Consider the following 22,381-nt stretch of genomic DNA (forward strand, 5'->3'; position numbering starts at 1 on the left):
ATCCTTACCAAGCCCTCTTACAGCTGGGGCTTCTTCCGAGGCAGGCACTGTCCTTCATAACCAAACGGAGATTCAAGGGCTTTCTCCCACAGGCTAGGGGCAACATTGTCTTTATACGTCAGCAACTTACCCTGCTCTTTATAAAGCAAAATCTCGAGCGTAATACCATTGTTATTCGACGTGAACGTATTGATTAACCCAGTACCATTTTCAAAAATCCCTTCATAAAAGCCTTTTTCACGATCATAACTGTGGGAAATATGGTCAAACAACAAGTCAGTGTATGCGGTATCCCACAGTACCCACATCCCCATCGCCCCTTTAATAGCGACGGCAGCATACTGGGGTAAAAACTCGCCCACTTCAGAAATGGTGTTCCACGCAAATCCATCAGTATAAATGGTGTCGTAAACGAAATATGGCGGCCCCGCTAACTGATGCTCAGTACGGGCGGTAATGATACCGGTTTGCTTATAACGCTCTTCCTGTACACGGTAAATTTGCAGTGCAAACTCAGCCATCCATTCATTAGAATAACGGTAATCGTGCGGTGATCGGTCACTTACTAGATCCCACCCCATTTCAATCCCATCCAGTACATAACTTTCTGTTACCACATAACTGTGTGCTTTCAGTTTACGCGGATCACGGGTGTCATAGGGCACATCGTAACTGTAGAGATTGATGGTGCTATAAGGCTCTGGCATCGATGCCTGCGTTGTGTCAAACCCCCACAATTCAAACCCTTTCGCGGCATATTCTTCATACCCCAAACGCCCTTCCTGTAAGTATTGAACGGGCTTGTCTTTTTCAAGCAAGGCACCAAACATCGTGCCATTTTCGTCCACCACGTTACAGAAATTCCAACGCAGCACGGCCGTGTCGATCCCTGTCGCATATTCCGGGTAACGGTGTTTGATAATGTGAAGCCAAATCATCAATCGCCCCAGATCCAAGGCTGAATAGCCGATTTCCCCAGGTTGGTTACCGTAGTCCACCTTCGCTGCCGTTTGGGTGTTATAGGCTTTATTCGGTAACTCATTACGGAATAAATCGAGCTTATTAAGCGTGGTGATCATCTTACGCAAACGACGATCAAATTCCTCTTTGTCGATGATCCCCAGCTCATACGCACTGACCATGCCGGCCATATAAGATGCCGCATCCCACCACGTGACCGAGGGATAATTGTTTACCGCGTTGACCAGCCCGGTTGACTCCTGATAGTTATTCTCAAAATACTTCCAGGCAATTCTGGCCATATCCATTTCTTTTTCAGTCAACTTTCCTTGTCTGGCTTTAGGTGTAGACCAGTGGTTTTTCCGTTCAACCACATCATCAGAGAAGCGGTTATATTTATTACCACAACCGACAACCAACATTCCAATCAGACCCACGATGATATAACGCATCTTACACTCCTGACGCTACTGCTTTTACTGGACACCGACGCTCAACAGTGAACCATTTTCTATATATGCTAACGATTCCAACACAATCCCATTGGTATTGGCCGTTATCGCTTTATTGACTCGTCCATCGACTTCATAACGCCCCGAGAACCAGCCGTCTTTATTTGAATAAAGGGTTTTTGCATCCTCAATCAACAAGTCCGTATATTGACTGTCATACAAGGCATACCAACCAAAAGCCGCCTTGGTGGACAACGATTTCAAGTGTGAGGCATCATCACCTTTATCCGTGATGGCATTCCATTCTTTCCCATCGGAAAAGACCGTGTTGTAAACGAAATACGGAGCTTCATCGGTATTATCTTCACTGACAGCGGTCAAAATACCCGTGCGCTTATAACGGTTTTCCTGCGCTTTATACACGCGATGGGCAAATATCTTCGACACACTGTCAGCCCCAAACTCCAAGCTATCCAAGATGTATGATTCGCTCACCACATAGTTGTGTGCATGGAACTTGGCGGGGTCACGCAAATCGGTCGGAATATCAATACCATCAATCTCACGCATTTCGAGATAATCGATATATTTCATTGCGTTAAAGACATCGCGCCCCATCAGCGACATGGCTTTTGATGCATATTCTTCATACCCGATTCGGCCTTCTTGTACCCGCTCCATCACATCGCCGGTTTTCGCCGGACGCGAGCCATAAAGATACCCGTCTTTGATCATTGCCCCGACATCCCAATGCATCAGTACGTCATTCACTTGCTTGTTAAATTGAGGGTACTGCCACACCATGATATTCAGCGGTACAAGAATGCGGCCGATATCAATCGCTGACCAACCGATACCCGCTTTTACCGGCTTATTGGTGTAATCCACCATTTCCAGTGTCTGTGTGTTATAGGCTTTGTTCGGCAGTTTGCCTTCGACAAGCGGTAGACGAGCTAACGTGTGTAGCGCTTTTTCCATTCGAAGTTCAAACGTAGACTGGCTGATCACATTCAACTTTTCGGCCGATATGAGTCCCATTAAATATGAGGCGGTATCCCACATGGTGGTGGATGGATAACCATTCACAGAGTTAACCAGTCCCGTATTTGGCTGATAGTTATTTTCAAAGTACTTCCACGCGGTATTCGCCCAAAGCACTTCTTCTTGTGTCAGCACTCGATTATCACGTAATGGAATGGTTTCTGTCGCCTCGAACGTAATATTGCCCAAGACCCGACCGTAATCACGATCTTCAACGGTGAACGCAATCGCCAGTGCTGAAAATAATCCCAATAAAAACACGATATGATGCCGCGCATTCAAAGCTGCTTGTTTAAATTCCATATTTTAATTCCTCAGATCCTGCTTCTTCTTGGGTAGTTTCAGACGGTGGTGGTGACCAATACGCAGCAGCAATCATGCCCCACATCGCCATCATGTTATTCATGGTCCAGAAACTGTTAAAAACGAGCCCGCCAAGGGAATAGTTACCGTAACCACCGAGGAAATAACTGCCCCACGCATAGAGCATGCTCAGTAAACTCAATCCAAACACCGCCATTTGCGGGATCACCAATTGACCAAACGTGCCACTTTGCCGCTCTTTCGGGGTGGTCGGGAAACTGATTTTCTTGCCGCGTAACACCGTCCATAGCGCCCTGAGATTAACCGGGAAGAAAGACAGGAAGTTGGTTTTTCCTTTATAGCCAGCGACACCCCATGTGCCGACCATCATGGCCATTTCGGCAGTGAGAACAAACGGGATAAAGTGCAAATAAAAGGTCACATCATACGCACTGACCGGTGCAATACTGGTTAAGAAGTAAATGATCGGACACGCTAAGAAAATAATGTTCCAGATTGCCGATAAGTTCGACCAGAAACTCGCGCCATACATCAGCTTTTGTTTCAGGGTCATGCCTTTGCGGAAAATCGGGTTGTCATTCATGAAAATATCAATCGACCCTCCGGAATATTTAAATCGCTGCACCGTCCACGTTTGCAAATCTTGCGGTGAAAGCATCTTACTTTCCACATTGGGGTGCATGACTGAACGCCAATTACGCGCACTGTCAGAATGCAGCACAATTGAGGTATAAATATCTTCAGATACGTGAAATTTATACGGTGTAAACTCCGTATCAAAAATTAATTCCTGGCGTAGATTGTCTGATACTGATTGATCAACATTCTTTTCTTTAGTGATTTTTCGGATTTGTTTCTCAACCTCAGACTGTTCCTTACTGATTTGTTCGCTGTAACTGCGCAATGCCGCTTCCATGACCGCTTCACGACGGTGAATTGATCCGGCGCCGCAACAAAATGACGCATTCACCCAGTTACGACGACGTTGAATGACGTCATAAAACATCTGGGGGTCGTTCACATAAGGGTCTTCGCCAAGGGTAACGGGGCCGTACACTTTTTCAACGGCACGCCCCATCCATTTGCCGACACGTCCTACTTTGCGATTTAGCCATTGCGGCAAACGTTCACCTTCGGGCAAATCAAAGAACCACTGCGGGGTTTGTACCCACGCCACGTCAGGGTCGCGAAAATACCCCATGGTATGTTCCAAAATCGTCGGGAACGGACGCGTATCGGCATCACAAATCACAATGAAGTCGCCGTAGGTTTGCTCCAGTGCATTACGTAGGTTACCCGCTTTGAACCCCACGTTATTTTCACGGGTGATATATTCCACCCCCATTTCTTTTGCAAGTGCGCCCATCGCGGGACGTTTACCGTCATCAAGAATGAAAATGTTCATTTCTATGTTGTGCGGGTAACGCACTTTTTGCGCATCAATAATGCTCAAACGAACCAGCTCAGGTTCTTCATCATAGGTAGGAAAGAAAATGTCGATACTGATTGGGCGGCCTGATCCCGCTTCTGGACTATCATCAGCGACACATTCATCGATCAGATGCGGCGCTGGTTTGCGGGGTTCATCCTGCGTTTTCCATAAATTAAAGGTAAACAACACCGAGCCAATAAATGCACAGGACTCAGCAAAAACCAACGGAAAAGAAAACCACATGGCGTCATAATTAAGCGCATATGACCATCGCCACCATAAATACCATATCCCCAGCGTTAAATTACACGTTGCAAGATATTGGTACAATAATTCCCGCGATATACTGTGGGGGACAGGCTCAGGCGGTTTTCGGTGCTCAAACTCTTTAAAATAAAAATCCATTTAGCGCCTTCCAAAAATACATAAATCTGTGCATGACCGTGTTGAATCATACCGAGGACAACGTAGGCATTATCCTCAGTATGTTTAGCAACAGTAGAATGAAGTCGAATGGTTATATATCGGCTCTTTTTAAGATCTTAAATGTGTTTTTATCACCCACACTTTTATATTCAAGACCATCAGTAAGTTGTACAACAATAATGAAACCACGCCCTGATGTCGTCCATGTCTCCGGGTCATCCGGATCCGGTTCAACGAATTCCCCTTGTATTGCACGGCTAAATTCGTCTTGTGACATGGCTTTGCCATAATCAGACACTTCAATCACTAATTCTTCATCTGAATTAAAGAAGCAGGAGAAATCAATGGGCAGTTGGTCTGACGATTCATAAGCATGTTCATAAGCATTATTCACGACTTCAACCAAACACAGTTCTACCTGTTCAATCATTTCATTAGAAATAGACTGGCTATTTAAAAATTGTTGCATGTCATCTGCAATAAAGCGTGACACATCTGATGAGCTTCGATACTGCTTGCTAAAGCTCCCACTAACCCTTTCCATTAGGCAAGCTCCTATTGATTTAAAATATCTTCCTCTGTACTAGCCGGATTAGATGGAACATAAGTTGGTATGCTACCGATGCTGCCAACCATCGCTTGAGTTTGTCGTCTGTCTTTCAACATATGCACGGCATCCAGTTCGGATAAAGACTGGATATACCCATCATGGCTAATGAAGTAGTCACCAAATACGGTTTTATTATCCACGTAAGCCGCACCGGCAACATGAATATAGTCACTGACGAGACTCTGTTTTATTTCAGCACCACTTTCTATTTTACAATTAGCACCGATAACCACTGGGCCTTCTAGCACAACATTCGGCTGTATTTCACAACCGCTGCCAATGATCACTGGCGGAATGACTTGGCAATTATTTTCATTAAAGACGGTATTGATACCGACCCAAATACCGGGCTTCACTTGCGTGCCAGGAATAGGGTAACCCGGTACTTTTCCATGTAATATTTCACTGGTGACACCCCAAATGTCACTAATATTACCGACATCTAGCCATTGAAAATCCATACTTGTGGCATAAAAATCGACGTTATTCGCCACTAAAGCAGGAAACAGTTCACTGCCAATATCGTATTCTTGCTCGCTCGGGATATAATTGAAAATCTCTGGCTCGAAGATATAGATACCTGTGTTGATCTCTGTCGATAGCGCATCTTCAATAGCGGGTTTTTCTTGGAAACTGGTGACTTTTCCTGTGTCATCGGTCACGACGACACCGTATTTGCAGACTTCTTCCAAAGGCACTTCACGGGTAACGATTGTGGCCATGCCCCCTTTGGCTTTATGGCGTTTTACCGCTTCCGTCAAATCAAGATCAATCCATGCATCACCACACACCACCACAAAGGTTTCGTCGAAGAAGCCTGAAAAATCCTGAATTTTTCGCATGCCGCCCGCAGAGCCTAACGCTTTGCTGACAAATTTACCGTCAACCATTTCCCCTTCATAGGAGTAGGACAACTGCACATTAAAGTGGTGGCCATCACTGAAATAATTCTCAATCACTTCGGCTAAGTGGCTGGTATTGACTACGATCTTATCAATGCCGTGGGCAGCAAATAATTGAATCATGGATTCCATCACCGGCTTACCCAAAATAGGGATCATGGGTTTTGGAATGGTATGCGTGATCGGTTTAACGCGTGTACCTTTACCTGCTGCGAGGATCATCCCTTTCATTGCAAGCTCCTTGTTATGCCAATGCATCCAATGCGATATCGACACTGTCGTAATGTGTGATCAATTTATCCATGCGTGTGAGTTTCAGTAATTCGCGAACCGGACGTTGTGGGTTCACCACACTGATTTTCTTACCACGTAGCATTTTATACACGGCCATCACCGCCCCTAGGCCACTACTGTCCATGAAACGCACATCTGTCAACTCCAGTACAAGGTGATGACCAATAGCTTCAGAGTGTTCTTCAACCACGCTGCGAAATGCAGGTGCCAGTTTGGCATCAAATCGCGCTTCTTTTACTTGTAGAATTGTGCACTGACCTTTGTGGATAATTTCATATTGCATGCTTGCTCTCCTTCTGGGTATCCTGTCCATTCAACAGCCATCACGCTGATATCATCATCAAAATTATCAGCCTGTTGCCAATCACGAACACTGTTGACCAAGAGCTCTGTCTGCACAGAGGTTGGGTGATCTTTTAATGACACAACTAAATCTTTAAACCGCGGCTCAGAAAACTGCATCGCCCCATTTTCAGCTTCGGTAATGCCGTCAGAGTAAATCCATACTTTATCGCCAGGCTCGAGCTGAATATATGCCGTTTCAAATTCAGCAAAATCGAACGCCCCCACCACGAAACTGTCTTGTCCTATAAATTCAGCTTGTCCCGTATTGGCATGCAACCACACCAAGGGTGGATGACCCGCTACCGCAAACGCCAATTTGCCACTTTTCACATTTAACGTGGCGTACACCATGGTGAAATAGAGCATGTTCTCAGCCCCGCTCAAATACAGTTCATTTAAGCGACTCAATACTTCATGGGGGGCATTTAACCGATAATAGGGCGGCTCAGATGACGCGGTTTTAACGACCGACCCTTTATCTGAATTCACGGAAATACTTTGCTGTACCGAAAAAGACATTAATGCCGATGACACGCCGTGACCAGCGACATCCAACAAGTAAAACGCGACATTATCTTCGTCGAGTTGCATGTAACCCAACATGTCACCGCCAATTTGCGCACTGGGGATCGAGACGTAACTTAACTCGACACCTGCCAGCTTTTTCTCTTGGGGTAACAAGCGTTGCAGCAGTTCACCTGCCGATTCCAAATCTTTCTTAATGGTGGCGTAGGCTTTATCTAACTGGTGTTTCTTACTGGTTATCTCATTATGAAGCGCTAATGTTCGAAATCCGGCCTGAATACGTGCAGTTAACTCATCGATGTGCGTGTTTTTCACCACAAAATCATCAGCCCCAGCATTGATCCCATTAATGATGGAGGCTTGGTCGTCTTTACCGGAAAGCAACACAAAAAACAGGTATCGCGCATAATCGGCGGATTTCACCCGCCGACACAGTTCAATACCGTCAATTTCCGGCATCATCCAATCACTCAGTACGAATTGAATATCTTCCCTTTCTGCCAAAATGGCTAATGCTTGCGCACCATCACTGGCCGTCGTGATCTCATACCCCCGCTTTGTTAACTGCGTTTTCAGCATCAGCAAAATAGTTCGGTTGTCATCTACGAGTAGGATCTTGGGCATACCACTCACCATCGATTAAAGATAATTCAATACTAAAACAATATAATCAACATGTTGCTTATCTATTTATATTCTGTCAACACATATATCAAACCATTCACATATACCATGAAGTCTAGTAACCTTTACAAGCAGCAACAAAGAATTAGGCAGTTTTTGTTTACATGATCAAAAAAAAAGATGATAGAACTGTTCATCACACTCACGTTAAGGAATAACTGTGTACATTACGCGTTGGCCACTTCTTCTCTTTCTGTCATTTTCGATCCCCTGTCATGCGGATAACTACCTGACAGAAACGCGTAAACACGCCCCTTCACCACAGTCGCCCTCCCTCACACAAGGCTCAACCGTTGATCATGATGAGGTCATCTCCTCCTCTGAAACAGCATTAATCTGGAAAGGCGTTTCTAGCTCCTTTACGCTGCCTTTTGAGGAATGGGAAGACACGGCAGATAAAACATTTCTACACGGCCTAAGTGGCAATATCGGGGCCGGTTACCCACTTTTGTCGACACCGGCGGCCAATATCCCCGCCAATGCCACCACTGGCCCCACCAACAACAATGCCACCGCAACGCTGTCGCTCAAATACACCCTATTGGGTAACTGGTTTATTTCTGGCACCTTCTATTACTATTTCGATGGCGATCAGCAGCAACCTTGGAACCCTGATTTCACGTATGTTTTTGGTTACAGTGACTGGCGCCCCTATACTCTCAGCCTGGTATATGCCAACTATGGCGGTAACCGTTTCAAAGCAACCGATGAACAACCCATCACGGAATTTCGCCAAGGCACATGGTCATTAGGTTGGAAATTTCCCATTACGGCACCTTTCATTGATTGGCTGTCTGCGACAGACGACGGCGCCATTGGCTGCCAACTCGACTTCAACTACACGCCAGAATTTTTTGATCTGGCCTCGACCACTTACAAGACCGGCCATAAAACCCTTAGCTTGGGCTGTAAATATGCCATCGTCGGCAACTGGTACGTCAACGGCACGGCGTTCTATTACTTCGACAGCAATCAAAAACAACCTTGGAACCCTGATTTCACCTACGGTTTCGGCTACTTTGACTGGCGACCGGGCAGCATTACATTGCAATACAACAACTATTCCGGTAACCGCTGGCACCCTTCTGATCGTGGGGAAGAAACCGGTCGCTTCAAAGACGGTGCAATCACCCTTTCCTACTCTTTCGCCTTTTAAATTTGAGCGTAGTGTCATATTGCTCCTGTAAGTAAATAAAAATAGGCATTGCCGTCTATTTATCCGTCTATCCTTCATTTATGACCAATAATGGTTTTGTTGCATATGACATTCTTTTTACGAATTTTGTGTGCGCCACCCTACCAGCAACCATGCCAACGAAGATGACGAGGGCACATAACGTGCACATTTTCAGAACTTAACCGGCATACCAGCAAGCGAGGCACTATATGGAAGGAACGAAATTCAACGATGCTGTTACTGGAACCGATAAGGATGACAACATCAATGTGCGCGCAGGCAGTGATGATGTCACCGCCAAAGCCGGTGATGATTATGTCGTTGGCGGCGAAGGGAGTGACACCCTCGCGGGAAATGAAGGGAATGACACCCTGTTCGGCGATCTTGAATACACAGATGATGCGCCCGCAGACCCCGCACCAACCGATAATTGGGGTACCGCGCAGCAGGTCTATCAATACAAAGCTTCAGAAGATAGCAATGAATCGATCACCCATAGCGCCCGCCTTGGTAATTATCTGGTCGATAACAGCGGCCTCATCAATACCACGTTCACCACGACCGCGACCTATTCTGCCGTCACCGTTGAACTGGTGGATGAAAATGGTCAAGTGGTTGATAGCGTGCCCGCCACGGTCAATCCGGATGGCTCTATTTCGCTAGATTACATCTATACCCATGACCAATTTGGCACCGATGACCTGATTGGCTTCCAACTTAGCGACGGCAATGGCGATCCCATTACGGATATTGACACCGTCAGCATTGTCGCGAACAACATCTACGACGACACCATTACTGGCGGCGAAGGCGACGATACGATCTTCGGTCAACAAGGGGCGGATACCCTTTTCGGTGGCGAAGGCAATGATTTCCTTGATGGCGACATTAACAGCGACACCCTTCACGGCGGCAGCGGCGATGACGTGCTGATTGGGGGGAACGCCGATGACACCCTGTATGGTGACGAAGGGGCCGACACGCTACTCGGCAGTGATGGCAATGACACCCTGTTCGGTGGAGAAGGCGATGACACACTGCTTGGTGAGCTGGGCGACGATACGATCTCTGGTGGTACGGGCGCCGATATTTTACTTGGCGATGACGGCGACGATGTACTGAGTGGTGATGCGGGGGCCGATAAACTGTTCGGCGGCCTGGGTGATGACACGGCATCAGGCGGTGAGGGTAACGATGAAATTCATGGTGATGCTGGTATAGATACGCTCAGCGGTAATGATGGCGATGACTTCATTATGGGGGGCACTGGCAATGATGACATTAGCGGTGGCAGTGGCGATGACCTCTTGCTCGGGGGTGATGATGACGACCACGTGACGGGTGGTGAAGGCAATGACCAAGTGTATGGCGAGTTAGGTAACGATATTGTCGATGGCGGAACAGGTGACGATTTGGTCTTTGGTGGCCTCGGCGATGACACACTGACCGGGGGCGAAGGCCACGACTTCTTGTATGGCGGTGAAGGCAACGACCAATTAGACGGCGGCGAAGGGAATGATCACCTTCATGCGAATGAAGGCGATGACACCATTATTGCCGGTGCTGGGGATGATTTTGTCTTTGCCGGTGACGGAGATGATGTCATTGATGGCGGCATAGGTAACGACACCCTTTACGGGGAAAGCGGCAATAACACCATTACGGCTGGCGATGGCAATGACATTGTCTACACCGATGCCGGAAACGATAACATTGATACTGGCGATGGTGCAGACGTCGTATTCGCCGGTGCGGGGGACAATACCATCGATACCGGTGCCGACAGTGATACTGTCTATGCCGAAGGTGGTGATGACAATATAGATGCCGGGGACGGCGACAACACCGTGTATGCCGGTGACGGCCAAAATACGATTTTGTCTGGCTCAGGACACGATAGCCTGTACACCGGCAATGGCGACGACACCATTACCGCGGGTGCGGGGAATGACCAAGTATTCACAGGTGACGGCGCCGATAACATTGCCGCAGGTGCCGGTGATGACGCTATTTATGCGGGTGCAGGCGATGACGTGATTGAAGGCCAATCCGGCAACAATCAGCTCTTTGGTGAAGGCGGCGACGATACCCTTAATGCCGGCGCCAACGCCTCTACACTCTACGGCGGTGAAGGTGATGATGTTCTGACGGGCTCCGTCGAAAATGATTACCTCCACGGCGGTGCCGATAACGATACGCTCATCGGTAACATGGGCGATGACACCCTTGAAGGTGCCGCTGGCAATGATGTGCTCACTGGCAGCGAAGGCAATGATGTTTTACTCGGCGGAACCGGTGATGATCAACTCGATGGTGGCATTGGCAACGATACCCTCGTCGGCGGTACGGGTAATGACCAATTAACGGGTGGCCTGGGTGATGACGTGCTTACAGGGGGGGCCGGTAATGACACCCTAGATGGCGGCGAAGGAGTTTCACAACTGTATGGTGAAAGTGGCGATGACACCCTCGTCAGTGCTGATCTGAATGACATTCTCAGTGGTGGTGCAGGTAACGATACCCTCACCGCCAATGCTGGTGACGATATTCTTTTTGCTGGCAGCGGTGATGACCGTATCGATGCCGGTGACGGTGACGATACGGTATATGGCGAATCAGGCAGCAACACCATCGATACCGGCAAAGGCGATGACATCGTCTATGCCGGAGTGGATAACGATACGATCTCGACCGGTGAAGGCAATGACACGGTATACGGTGAAGCCGGTGCCAATACCATTGACACCGGCCTAGGTGATGACTTGGTGTATGGCGGGATCAATGCCGATACCATCTCAACCGGTGAGGGCATCGACCAAATCTTTTCCGGCGATGGCGATGACAACATTGATGCCGGTACCGGTGATGACCATATTGATGCTGGTGCTGGTGACGACACCATTATGGGGGGCGATGGCAATGATGCCCTCTTTGGTGGTGCGGGGGCGGATACCTTGATCGGTGGCGCTGGTGCCGACTACCTCGCAGGGGGTGACGGTAATGACCAAATCACCGATGACGGCACCGATACGGTACTCGGTGAAGGCGGTGACGATACCTTGATCGCTGCAGTTGGCGGCAGTCACCAAATCTTTGGCGGCGAAGGCGACGATACCTTAATCGGGAGTGACGCCAGCGATACACTCTACGGCGGGGCCGATGACGATACCATTACGGGCGGTGGCGGCAATGACACCCTGTTTGCGGGAAGCGGCAATGACACCATCACGGCCGGCGATGGTGATGATACGGTGTATGGGGAAAGCGGCGCGAACACCATTGATTTAGGATCGGGCGATAACACCTTATTTGGCGGTGAAGGCAACGACACCGTGGTAGCGGGTGACGGCACAGACACCTTCTATGGTGCAGCCGGTAATGATGCGCTGGATGGCGGCGCCGGTGACGACATGCTTGACGGCGGCGAAGGCAATGATGTACTCGACGGTAACGACGGTGTCGATTTACTCATCGGTGGTGCCGGTAACGATACCCTGCGCGGCGGAACCGGTGATGACAAACTCTTTGCGGGTGAAGGCAACGACACCCTCTCCGGCGGCGATGGCGATGATGAACTGCATGGCACATCGGGCACCAATACCCTGTCAGGCGATGCCGGTGACGATACGATTTATGGTGGGATAGACCGCGATATCGTCGATGGCGGGATCGGCGACGACAAAATTGAAACCTTTGCCGGTAACGACGATCTCCAAGGGAATGACGGTAACGATACATTAGATGCTGGCGACGGTGACAACACCTTAGATGGCGGCAGCGGTGACGATATTCTGATTGCAGGCGACGGCAACAATACCGTCAATGAGCTCAGCGGCGGGGATGACACTATTACGCTGGGTGATGGGAATAATACCGTCTTTGCGGGCGAAGGGGTCGATAGTATCATCACCGGCGACGGCAATGATGTGATTGATGCCGGTGATGATAATGATACCGTCAATGCCGGTAACGGCGACAACACCGTTCTTGGTGGATTGGGTAACGACACTATCATCACAGGCAGCGGTACCGATCGCCTTGAGGGCGGAGAAGGCAACGATACACTCAAGGCTGGTGATGGTGATGACCACGTCGTGGGTGGGCTCGGCAATGACAAACTGTACAGTGAAGCCGGCAATGACACCATCACCGGTGGCGAAGGTAACGATAGCCTCTATGGCGGCAGCGGTAATGACCTTCTGTACGGGGAAGCCGGGAACGACCTTCTCAAAGGCGATAGCGGTGACGACACCCTGTATGGCGGAGACGGCAACGATACCTTACGTGGTGGTAACAATGACGACACGCTGTTTGGTGCCACCGGCGACGACAAGTTATTTGGCGACAGCGGCACTGACACCTTATACGGGGATCTGGGGGATGACCGTCTTAGCGGGGGTTCCGGTAACGACACCCTTTCTGGTGGTGAAGGCGATGATACCCTCGCGGGGGGGAATAACGATGACACCCTTGATGGCGGGATCGGTGATGACACGCTCAGCGGTGATGCAGGGAGTGATTTACTGTTCGGTCAAGACGGCAATGACACCCTAGATGGAGGCAGCGGTATTGACCAACTGTTTGCCGGCAGCGGCAATGACACCCTCATCTTTGATAGGGATGACATTGCAGGTTCAGACGGTTCCACGGTTCACTTCAGTGGTGGATCCGGCTTCGATATATTAAGTGTAGGCAGTGATGGCGACAGTCAGATCATCGACATGACAGCGACGGCTTACCAAGAAATCGAAGGGGCGGTGATCACCGCAACCGATGCAGAACTGAAGCTGGGACTGGATAAAATCTTGGCCAACAACACCGCCGAAGACAGTAACGCCCAATTTATTACCACGGGTGCTACCAAGCTGGATCTCGAAGGATTTGGTTGGGAACTCACAGCCAATACCACTGATATGCCAGAAGGACTACAAGGGGTCTACGAAGCCAGCAACATTGATACGCAGTCTCTACAAGGCTATACCTTCACGAATAGCGATGGGAAAGAAGTCACCATCTGGAGTGATAACGACAGTGAAGACATTAGCTTTAACGGCGGTGATATCTAGTCCACCCGCATGAACCGATTCAAGCCCGGCCAGTCCGGGCTTTTTCTCACCCAGACTGCCGCTGAAAATCAACAATTGCCATTTTTATGACATTCGATTCAAACAAGATTCAAAAAATGGTTCTAAAAAGCATGAGTACTTTTAGGGAGGTCATCCAAGCGGTCAATGATGTCCAACCTGGATGAGAGATAATATGAGATGAGACTTCATCCTGCAGCGTATACCTGGAGAGTCATTTTACAAGGTGTTTTACCTGCCCCCTGACTTTCGCATTACATTTCGGGCAATAGTAAGATTTATGATGGATTTCCGCCTGACAAGCCCCACAGACAATGTGCTTTTTATCTTTACTGAAATACATCAGCAGTGCCCCTATAGGTCCCAGCACATACCCCAATAACACACCGGCAATGAAGTGCCCTTTTTGATAGCCAATCGCTGATGAAATGAAAAAAAATATCAGATAAAAGCCAAACCAAAACCACGTGGTCAATTCCATTTCCCCCTCCAGCTTATGATTCTCGAAATGCGCGATAATACGAATTAAACAGCGGTGCAGTAAAATACTCCCACAGTGTTTGTTGCTCGAGTAAAATAAACACTTCCGTTGGCATTCCCGGGTATAACTTAATGGACTCTAATTTCGCAATTTCCGCGTTGTTTAAGCGCACTTTCACCCAGTACCCCGTCGGCTGCTTGTCATTTGATAGATTTACCCTGTCTGCAGCCACATGGATCACTTCGCCAGTTACGGGGGGTGTTCGACGTACGTTGTAAGCACTTAGCCGCACTTTCGCCTGTAAACCGTCATATACCACATCAATGTCTTGCGGGCTGACCAGCGCTTCCACAATCAACTCATCACTGTCTGGTACAATTTCCAGAATCACATCTCCGGCATTGATCACGCCACCAACGGTATGCACATTTAAGCCAACAATGGTACCTGTATGCTCGCTACGGATTGTAACGCGCTCCCTCACATCTTTGGCAGCCTTCAACGATTGCTTTACATCACGCCACTGGGCATCCAATGCCGCCAACTCTGTTGCCAATTGCTTATCCGTTTCAAATTGATCCGCTTCGTACTCTTGATCTAACGATCGCAACTGCCCACCTAACACTTCTTGTTCGGCTTTTAATTCTGCGGCTTGTGCCTCAATACCCGCTTGGTGACGCTGTAATTCCAGCATCCGTGTTTTTGACACAAACCCTTTTTCCAACAGTTTTGCCGTCATACGGATCTCTTGATTGACCAAGCTCAGCTGACGCGTGATGGCCTTCAACTGAAAACGCACACCGCGCAATTGCTCATCAAGCACTAACTTACGCTGTTGATATTGGCTTTCTTGCAATGACAACCGCATCACCGACTGCTGAAACTGTAACTGCTGCGCATTCAGGATGTTATTACGTGCAATCTCCACATCGGGTGACGCATTCTCGGTCTGAAATCCGCGCCAATCAACATGAGAGGCATCATCCAACTCGGCTTGCAAACGAAGACGCTGCGCTTGTAACGCCATCGCTTTTAAACGCAAACGATGAAAATCTGCCTCCGCTTTACTGTTTGCCAACTCCAACAACACATCCCCTGTCTTCACATGCTGGCCTTCCCGCACATGAATGGCTTTTACCCAGCCGCCTTGCAAGTGCTGCACTTTTTTCCGTTGAGACTCCACCACTAAGGTACCGGGGGCGATGGTGGCCGCACTCAGTTTGGCCGTCATCGCCCAAAACAAAAAGCCCCCGACGGTGATAGCAATAAACACACAGCCAAACACGATGAGTTTACGAGTGCTAAAGGTGGCATTATCCATGTTGGGCTTCCTTCTTTGTCGTTGCAGTCCGCGCGCTTGATGATGCCGATTTTCCACCTTTTCCTGCCGCTTTTAACGCAGAGGTATCCCCCACCACTTCACTCACATTGCCGAGGAATTGATCGCACGTACCGGCTTTCTCTATCTTGCCGTCTTTCAGCACAATGACCCAATCCATCTGACGCAGGAACCCTGGACGATGGCTAATCATGATCACGGTGATACTGTGTTCTTTGCAGTACTGCAACACAATGGCTAATGCCACTTCACCTTCCGGATCCAAATTGGAATTAGGCTCATCCAACACCAACACACTGGGATTCGAAAAAATGGCTCGCGCTAACCCTATCCGCTGCTTCTGACCACCAGATAACTGCACACCACCTTCGCCCAAATAGGTGTCATACCCCTGTGGCAGTGAAATAATCAACTCATGGATACAAGCCAACCGCGCCGCATGGATAATATCGTTTGATTCAGCCCCCGAGAAACGGCAAATATTCTCCCCGACCGTCCCGGCCAGCAGCCCGACTTCCTGGGGTAAATACCCAATCGATTGTCCAAATTGCGCTTCTGGCCAAAGTGCAATCGCTGCGCCATCAATTTTAATGCTACCCATTGTAGGCTGGTGGATCCCCATGATCAGCGCAGCCAAGGTTGATTTACCCGACCCGCTGTTACCCATAATGGCCAGCGCATTACCCGCCCCGAGTTTAAAACTAATATTTTGCAGCACCGGTTCATTCATATGACGAAAACGCAGACCGACGTTATGCAGTAACAACTCACCTTTCGGTGCTGGTAATGCCGTTTTATTGACTGCTCTCTGATGCGTTGGGTACGCCTTAAGACGCTGATAAGCACGGTAAGCACTCAGCCACGTTTTCCAGCCAGTTACCGCTTGTTCAAACGGTGATAAGACACGCGCCATAATAATGGAACTGGCAATAATGGCCCCTGCCCCCAGTGCATTTTGCAGCACTAACACAACCCCAACAGTAAGAATAATCGCTTGCAACAGCGACCGAAAATACCGACTGAGTGCTAACAATTGACCCGTTTTTGCGTTAAGCCCCCATTGCATCATTAACAACTGTGCATTGCGCTGACTCCACAGGCGCCCAATGCTCTCCGCCATCCCCATTGCGCGCAACATAGGGGCATTACGCAAAAAGTCGTTTAACTCCATGCTGGTTTTATTACCCTGAGCTTTCACCGCATCCGTGGAATCTTTTGCGGTGTAAAGCATGATCACTGCCAGTACGCAAAAAATCGCACTGCCGATACACGCAACCAACCCGATATAAGGATGTAAGAGGAACAAAATGAGAAGAAACAACGGCACCCACGGAATATCAAAAATGGCCGATGTAGATGGCGTCACCAATAACTGACGCAACTCGGCCAAATCTTGTAACCCCTTTTTTTCAATACGGTTTTTCTGAGAGGAATCACGAATACTATCAGCGAGTAAATCAGCGTTCAAAGCCGCATCCAACTTCAATCCAGATCGCTGTAATAATAAGGTTCTAACATGCTCTATCACCGCTTGCGCGGTCAGCAACCCCACCACTATCACAAAAAGCGCGAGCAATGTGTCGAGACTGCCACTGCCCAGCACCCGATCAAACAACTGTAAACTGTAAATGGGTAAACTGAGCACTAAGAAATTAATGGCCAAACTAAACAAGGCAACAAACAGAATATCCCTTTTACAGGCGCTTATCGCCTGGCTGTACTTGTCCTTGTCCACGTTGCTGCTCCACGTCTTTGTTCGCAATACATAAAGTATAGACATGAATGCACATAAAAATAGGCAGCCTAGGCGTTGAAACTACCCACTTTCATTGCCTTACTCAAATTCAGTTCATCGCTCGATGTGGCTACCCTCGATCATCCTCCGTCGGTGAGAAATCAAGATGCACAAAGCCATTTCGTCCCTGTTCTTTTGCTAGATATAAACCTTTATCCGCCCAATGGATCAACGTCTCATGTGCGCCTATTGGGAGATTTTTCCCCGTTGCAATACCTACACTTAAAGTGAGATATTCATTCACCTCTGACGTTTCATGGCGAATTTTTAACGCGGCTACTGCCTGCTGGATACGATCCCTAACGATGGATATCGCTGTCTCTTTATCAGTATCTGGCAACACAAAAATGAACTCCTCCCCACCGTAGCGACCAAAAAAGTCCTCTTTACGGCAACACCCTTGCAATGCTTGCGCGACCGCTTTCAGCGTTTGATCGCCTTCATGATGGCCATAGTGGTCATTGTATTTTTTGAAATAATCTATATCTATCATAATGATAGAGCAAGTTTCACCTTGACTACTGGCGGATGTTTCCCATGTTTGCCATAACTGCTCTAGCGCATGTCGATTTGAAACAGCAGTCAGGCCATCGGTAAAGCTCATCATCGCGAGTGATTTATTTAGCTCAACAATTTTTTTATTTTTATATTTCAACATAAAGGCAAAAAACATTACGCCACATAGTATGAAAAATAAAAATAACAATGAAAGTTTCGATATTTCAGATTGTTGTTCCAATTTGTCTATTTCATTTTCCTTTCGTTTTGTTTCAAACTCGCCAAATATGTACTGAGAATATTGTTCATTATGATCGTCACGCTGTTTCTTGATTATTGCATTACTTTTTTCAAGATAATAAATGGTTAGTGACGTATTACCAATTGCTTTATAACTCAGATAAAGCATATGGTTAATATCATCTTTGAGGTAAAAAACATCACGCTGATTAATCAACATCTCTGCGCGTTTATAATACTTAATTGATTTATTATAATCCTGATTTCTACGATAGATATCACCGAAAGCAATATTTAACTTAATATCAAAATGATATATTTTAGACGCTAATCCACTATGGTACCGTTCATCGGCTATAATGATTTGTTCCAATGCATTGTCATGCTTATTCAGACGTGAATAAAAATCTGCCGTGATGAGATGAAGATAGGTTGTATGGTTATCTTTCACATATTTACGTTCAATTTTTTCCACCTTAACTTTAGCTAAGTTCAGGTATTTTTCCGCATTGACTAAATCACCTTGTAAGGAATAGGCAGTATAAAGCTGATTAGCAATATAGTATGCTGACTCTCCACCGGGTCCTTCACCTACCAATTTATAGTCCAATGCGCGGGTTAAATAGTGTATCGCATTTTTAATATCACCGATGAGCAGATAATCAATTCCAATATCCGTTAGAATAAAAACAACATCAGTATGCTTGTTCTTATTCATATAGAGCTCTATGGCTTTGATTTTATAGTTAATCCCTTTAACTATTTGATTTCCATTCCAATAGTTTAGCCCTAGCGTATAATACACATGCTCAATTTTTTCATAGTTAGTTGATTTGGCTAAAGCTAATGTCTTTTCTGTTTGTAAGATAGCTAATTCAATTCCATCATCCGTATGGGACAAATCGTAAGCTCGTGAAACCAGAATAGGGATCAATAGGTTAATATTACTATTACCATGATAGAGTGGTTCCACTTTATTAAAGCTATCGTTAGACATTTTCATTAACTTCAAATGAAGTTGTACATAGCTCAACTCATAGTAGAAGCGTACTTTGATATCATTATCTATAGCTTTATCTATATTTTCTTTCGCGGTATTTAAATAGGATAATGCCGTATGATATTTTGCTTTATTTAATTCACTGTATCCAATCAAAAAATTGCTATAAAACTTTACTGTCTTATTTTTTTTATTCAGCCAGTTTTCTTCTTTGATTCTCTGAATGACTTTTGTGTAATCACCATTTCTGACTGTCGGATTTGTTTTGACCACATCATTAACGCTATCTACCAATATTTTTGGTACGCTACTCGTCATATCACGTTCTGTTGCGCTCTGGTAATCCCTATTTAGCATAAACCAAAAGGAAATCACTCCTATAACAAGCGACAGAATGATGACAATAACTGATAATGCTCTCTTCTTGCTTTTCATTTTATAAAATATATTGGTATTTTTCACGTTAAYGGCTTTCATCACGATCTTCAGCAAGAAATGCTTCTTTATTGAGATAAAAAGACATTACCTTGCAACATCGCTTATATTTATATGATTATTAATAATAATTTAAACAGTTTATGAACTAAAGCGAATACTGACATTTAAACCAATTAACCACAAGCATTTACAAGTTATTAACCACACCCGTCATATAATGACGATTTTTACCGTAAGTAATAATGATTACATTTATAAAATGAGTTGCCATCAACACATCACAATTTAAAAAATCTGAAATGTCATTGAGTAAACGATTAAAATAATGAAGGCCGGTAAGACAACACACTGTGTAGGTAGATAGCGGAAACAAAACACTGATGCACTCGATAAACATTCCCTCAGCACATATTGCACTTCACACCTTGATACTAATAACAGTCCACATGTCATGCAATTTGATGCGTTCGTTCACAATTTTACCGACTACTGCACATAGAACAGAGAGGGAACCAAAGAAGCCCCCCATTAAATCAAATACGCCGTACCCTTTTTTAACTATAATCTGTTAAGTTATCACACTGTTTTACAACGACATTGGAGCGTCAATGGCTGATGGATTGTGCCATTTATCATTATTCCGCAAAGGACTTGGCCTGCTATTAGGCATCATGAGCCTTGCGGTCATTGCCGATCCAGTCAATCAAGAACCAGCCTCCCCTAGCTTTTACGGTCACCGTGCAATTACCCAAGATGCCGTAGAAGATGCACCGCCTAAAATTGAGTTTCAACGCCGTGCCATTGCCCCACCGATCGCCCCCATAGAATCACACGTCGAAAGCCTGACTCCGGCATTATCAAACACACAACCACATACGACAGATCACGTTCCTTCCCATCCACTGTCGAACCACGTACTCACTCTGATAGATGAGACAATCCCTTTAAGCCGTGATGAACTTCTACTGGCAAAAAAAGCCCAATATTACATTGATAGAAATTGGCAAGAAGAAACCGGATTCATTAATTCGGTACAAGGCTACCCACACAGCACCATGTGGGACATTGCGAGCGGCCTGTCGGCAATATTGTCATTGGAAGGACTCGGCTTGTATTCCACTGAAGAAACCGAGCTTAAAATACAGCGTACGCTAGATACCTTATCATCACTGGTATTGTACGATAATCGACTACCTAATCGGGAATATAGCACTCACACCGCACAACCTTCTGGCAGCATGAGCCAAACCGCTCAAAAAGGTAATGGCTGGTCGGCGCTAGACATTGGGCGCTTGCTCATTTGGCTGGAAATCACCGCACGACACAAACCCCAATTAAAATCGGATATTACAACGATTTTGACCCGCTGGCAGCTTGATGACGCCGTGCACCAACAAACACTCTATGGTGAGAAAAACACGTCATACAAACGCTTTTATCGACAAGAAGGGCGCCTTGGCTACTTGCAATACACTGCACATGGATTTGATATGGCGGGCTTTGATGTCCGCAAAGCGTTTGCCGATGAACCGACCACCACAGCACAACTTAACGGTCATACACTCTACATTGATACGCGTAATCTGCCCTACTTTACCTCCGACCCGTATGTCTTACATGCTATCGAACTAGGGCGTACTGATGCATGGTGGGATCAACTCGATACACTCTTTACCCTACACAAGAAACAATCCCAATCAGAAAAAGCCTTGTGGATTTTTGCTGAAGACGCGCTCAATCAGGCGCCATGGTTTTCCTATAACAATATTTTCATTTACGGGCGAGCGTGGGTGAGCACGGCTCCCGGAGGTAAGCCAATTGAAAATCCACAAATTTTTAGCAATAAAATGGCGCTGGGTTTCAGCGTCCTGTTTCCTGAGGATCCCTTTGGGCAACAGTTACATCAACAAGTTATAGATAACAGTCTGCCTTACCGCGCGATACCGACCGGTGTGCTCCGCGATGCGGCACCCAATCTCGCCTTCAACATCAATACCAACGCCTTTATTCTGTCGGCGCTGTGGTACAAACATAGGGCCTATCAACCGCTGATCCTCGCACCATAGTCCTTTCACGCACCCGACTTTTCAAGCTGTCATTCTGTTACATGCCTTTTCATAGAAATTAATACCCACTCGCATTATAGGGTTTATCGTTCCCAACGCATCTCTTGTGCATTTGCATTTTGCTAAGATCAATTAGGCAAGCCTGTCTGCTTTATTTGCAAAATACAAATATGTCTCAGTATTGAAACACAATACCCGTTATATCGCGGTGTATCGGCTGCTAATTTAGTAGTCACATATTTGCATATTGCTCACAGGGAACATTTTA

Annotated in this window: 14 protein-coding genes; 3 read left to right on the plus strand and 11 right to left on the minus strand. The window is 46.7% G+C overall.

Annotated features, from left to right (window positions below; genetic code table 11):
• Positions 1–17: 17 nt before the first annotated feature.
• The 7 genes from L4C36_RS01920 to L4C36_RS01950 all read right to left on the minus strand — a co-directional run bounded on the left by L4C36_RS01920 (position 18) and on the right by L4C36_RS01950 (position 7,935).
• Positions 18–1,412 carry a DUF3131 domain-containing protein gene (locus tag L4C36_RS01920; RefSeq protein ID WP_428476096.1) on the minus strand — a complete coding sequence of 465 codons (1,395 nt, stop codon included), beginning with the start codon at positions 1,410–1,412 and terminating at the stop codon, positions 18–20.
• Positions 1,413–1,436: 24 nt separating this feature from the next.
• The gene (locus tag L4C36_RS01925; RefSeq protein WP_428476097.1) at positions 1,437–2,756 is read right to left on the minus strand and encodes a DUF3131 domain-containing protein; all 1,320 of its coding nucleotides are present in this window, start codon (positions 2,754–2,756) and stop codon (positions 1,437–1,439) included.
• On the minus strand, positions 2,746–4,452 hold the full coding sequence (locus L4C36_RS01930; protein ID WP_428476098.1) for a glycosyltransferase family 2 protein: 1,707 nt from the start codon (positions 4,450–4,452) through the stop codon (positions 2,746–2,748). The genes L4C36_RS01925 and L4C36_RS01930 overlap by 11 nt, the downstream gene beginning before the upstream one ends.
• Positions 4,453–4,726: 274 nt before the next feature.
• Positions 4,727–5,179, minus strand: a complete 453-nt coding sequence (locus L4C36_RS01935; protein ID WP_428476099.1) for an ATP-binding protein — start codon at positions 5,177–5,179, stop codon at positions 4,727–4,729.
• An 11-nt stretch (positions 5,180–5,190) separates the two neighbouring features.
• Positions 5,191–6,378: a nucleotidyltransferase family protein gene (locus L4C36_RS01940; RefSeq protein ID WP_428476100.1), complete on the minus strand. Its 1,188-nt coding sequence runs from the start codon at positions 6,376–6,378 to the stop codon at positions 5,191–5,193.
• A 13-nt stretch (positions 6,379–6,391) separates the two neighbouring features.
• Positions 6,392–6,724, minus strand: a complete 333-nt coding sequence (locus L4C36_RS01945; RefSeq protein WP_428476101.1) for an STAS domain-containing protein — start codon at positions 6,722–6,724, stop codon at positions 6,392–6,394.
• A complete protein-coding gene (locus L4C36_RS01950; protein ID WP_428476102.1) occupies positions 6,676–7,935 on the minus strand; it encodes a PP2C family protein-serine/threonine phosphatase in 1,260 nt (419 codons plus the stop codon). Before L4C36_RS01950 ends, L4C36_RS01945 begins: the two co-directional genes overlap by 49 nt.
• Positions 7,936–8,161: 226 nt before the next feature.
• On the opposite strand from L4C36_RS01950, the gene L4C36_RS01955 reads away from it, so the two are divergent.
• Both L4C36_RS01955 and L4C36_RS01960 read left to right on the plus strand, forming a co-directional pair.
• Complete coding sequence (locus L4C36_RS01955; protein ID WP_428476172.1) at positions 8,162–9,151, plus strand: hypothetical protein; 990 nt, start codon at positions 8,162–8,164, stop codon at positions 9,149–9,151.
• A 230-nt stretch (positions 9,152–9,381) separates the two neighbouring features.
• Entirely contained in the window at positions 9,382–14,238 is a 4,857-nt protein-coding gene (locus L4C36_RS01960) for a beta strand repeat-containing protein (protein WP_428476103.1), read from the plus strand.
• A gap of 232 nt (positions 14,239–14,470) precedes the next feature.
• On the opposite strand, the gene L4C36_RS01965 is transcribed toward L4C36_RS01960, so the two are convergent.
• The 4 genes from L4C36_RS01965 to L4C36_RS01980 form a co-directional block, all read right to left on the minus strand.
• Positions 14,471–14,737 carry a hypothetical protein gene (locus L4C36_RS01965; protein ID WP_428476104.1) on the minus strand — a complete coding sequence of 89 codons (267 nt, stop codon included), beginning with the start codon at positions 14,735–14,737 and terminating at the stop codon, positions 14,471–14,473.
• A 13-nt stretch (positions 14,738–14,750) separates the two neighbouring features.
• Positions 14,751–16,058, minus strand: a complete 1,308-nt coding sequence (locus tag L4C36_RS01970) for an HlyD family type I secretion periplasmic adaptor subunit (RefSeq protein ID WP_428476105.1) — start codon at positions 16,056–16,058, stop codon at positions 14,751–14,753.
• Positions 16,051–17,811 (minus strand): type I secretion system permease/ATPase, encoded by a 1,761-nt coding sequence (locus L4C36_RS01975; protein WP_428476106.1) that lies wholly within the window; start codon positions 17,809–17,811, stop codon positions 16,051–16,053. The genes L4C36_RS01970 and L4C36_RS01975 overlap by 8 nt, the downstream gene beginning before the upstream one ends.
• Before the next feature lie 130 nt (positions 17,812–17,941).
• On the minus strand, positions 17,942–20,071 hold the full coding sequence (locus L4C36_RS01980) for a diguanylate cyclase (protein ID WP_428476107.1): 2,130 nt from the start codon (positions 20,069–20,071) through the stop codon (positions 17,942–17,944).
• A 584-nt stretch (positions 20,072–20,655) separates the two neighbouring features.
• On the opposite strand from L4C36_RS01980, the gene L4C36_RS01985 reads away from it, so the two are divergent.
• Positions 20,656–22,113, plus strand: coding sequence for a DUF3131 domain-containing protein (locus L4C36_RS01985; RefSeq protein WP_428476108.1), 1,458 nt, complete (start codon positions 20,656–20,658; stop codon positions 22,111–22,113).
• Positions 22,114–22,381: the final 268 nt, after the last annotated feature.

Origin of the sequence: Photobacterium japonica, assembly GCF_050337005.1 — a bacterium.
In the GTDB taxonomy this organism is placed as follows: Bacteria; Pseudomonadota; Gammaproteobacteria; order Enterobacterales; family Vibrionaceae; genus Photobacterium; species Photobacterium japonica.

What these genes read in the sequence shown, in the direction of transcription:
- L4C36_RS01950 (WP_428476102.1), bottom strand. Translation starts at nt 7,935, where the DNA reads ATGCCCAAGATCCTACTCGTAGATGACAACCGAACTATTTTGCTGATG.
- L4C36_RS01945 (WP_428476101.1), bottom strand. Translation starts at nt 6,724, where the DNA reads ATGCAATATGAAATTATCCACAAAGGTCAGTGCACAATTCTACAAGTA.
- L4C36_RS01970 (WP_428476105.1), bottom strand. Translation starts at nt 16,058, where the DNA reads ATGGATAATGCCACCTTTAGCACTCGTAAACTCATCGTGTTTGGCTGT.
- L4C36_RS01965 (WP_428476104.1), bottom strand. Translation starts at nt 14,737, where the DNA reads ATGGAATTGACCACGTGGTTTTGGTTTGGCTTTTATCTGATATTTTTT.
- L4C36_RS01940 (WP_428476100.1), bottom strand. Translation starts at nt 6,378, where the DNA reads ATGAAAGGGATGATCCTCGCAGCAGGTAAAGGTACACGCGTTAAACCG.
- L4C36_RS01935 (WP_428476099.1), bottom strand. Translation starts at nt 5,179, where the DNA reads ATGGAAAGGGTTAGTGGGAGCTTTAGCAAGCAGTATCGAAGCTCATCA.
- L4C36_RS01930 (WP_428476098.1), bottom strand. Translation starts at nt 4,452, where the DNA reads ATGTGGTTTTCTTTTCCGTTGGTTTTTGCTGAGTCCTGTGCATTTATT.
- L4C36_RS01925 (WP_428476097.1), bottom strand. Translation starts at nt 2,756, where the DNA reads ATGGAATTTAAACAAGCAGCTTTGAATGCGCGGCATCATATCGTGTTT.
- L4C36_RS01960 (WP_428476103.1), top strand. Translation starts at nt 9,382, where the DNA reads ATGGAAGGAACGAAATTCAACGATGCTGTTACTGGAACCGATAAGGAT.
- L4C36_RS01920 (WP_428476096.1), bottom strand. Translation starts at nt 1,412, where the DNA reads ATGCGTTATATCATCGTGGGTCTGATTGGAATGTTGGTTGTCGGTTGT.
- L4C36_RS01985 (WP_428476108.1), top strand. Translation starts at nt 20,656, where the DNA reads ATGGCTGATGGATTGTGCCATTTATCATTATTCCGCAAAGGACTTGGC.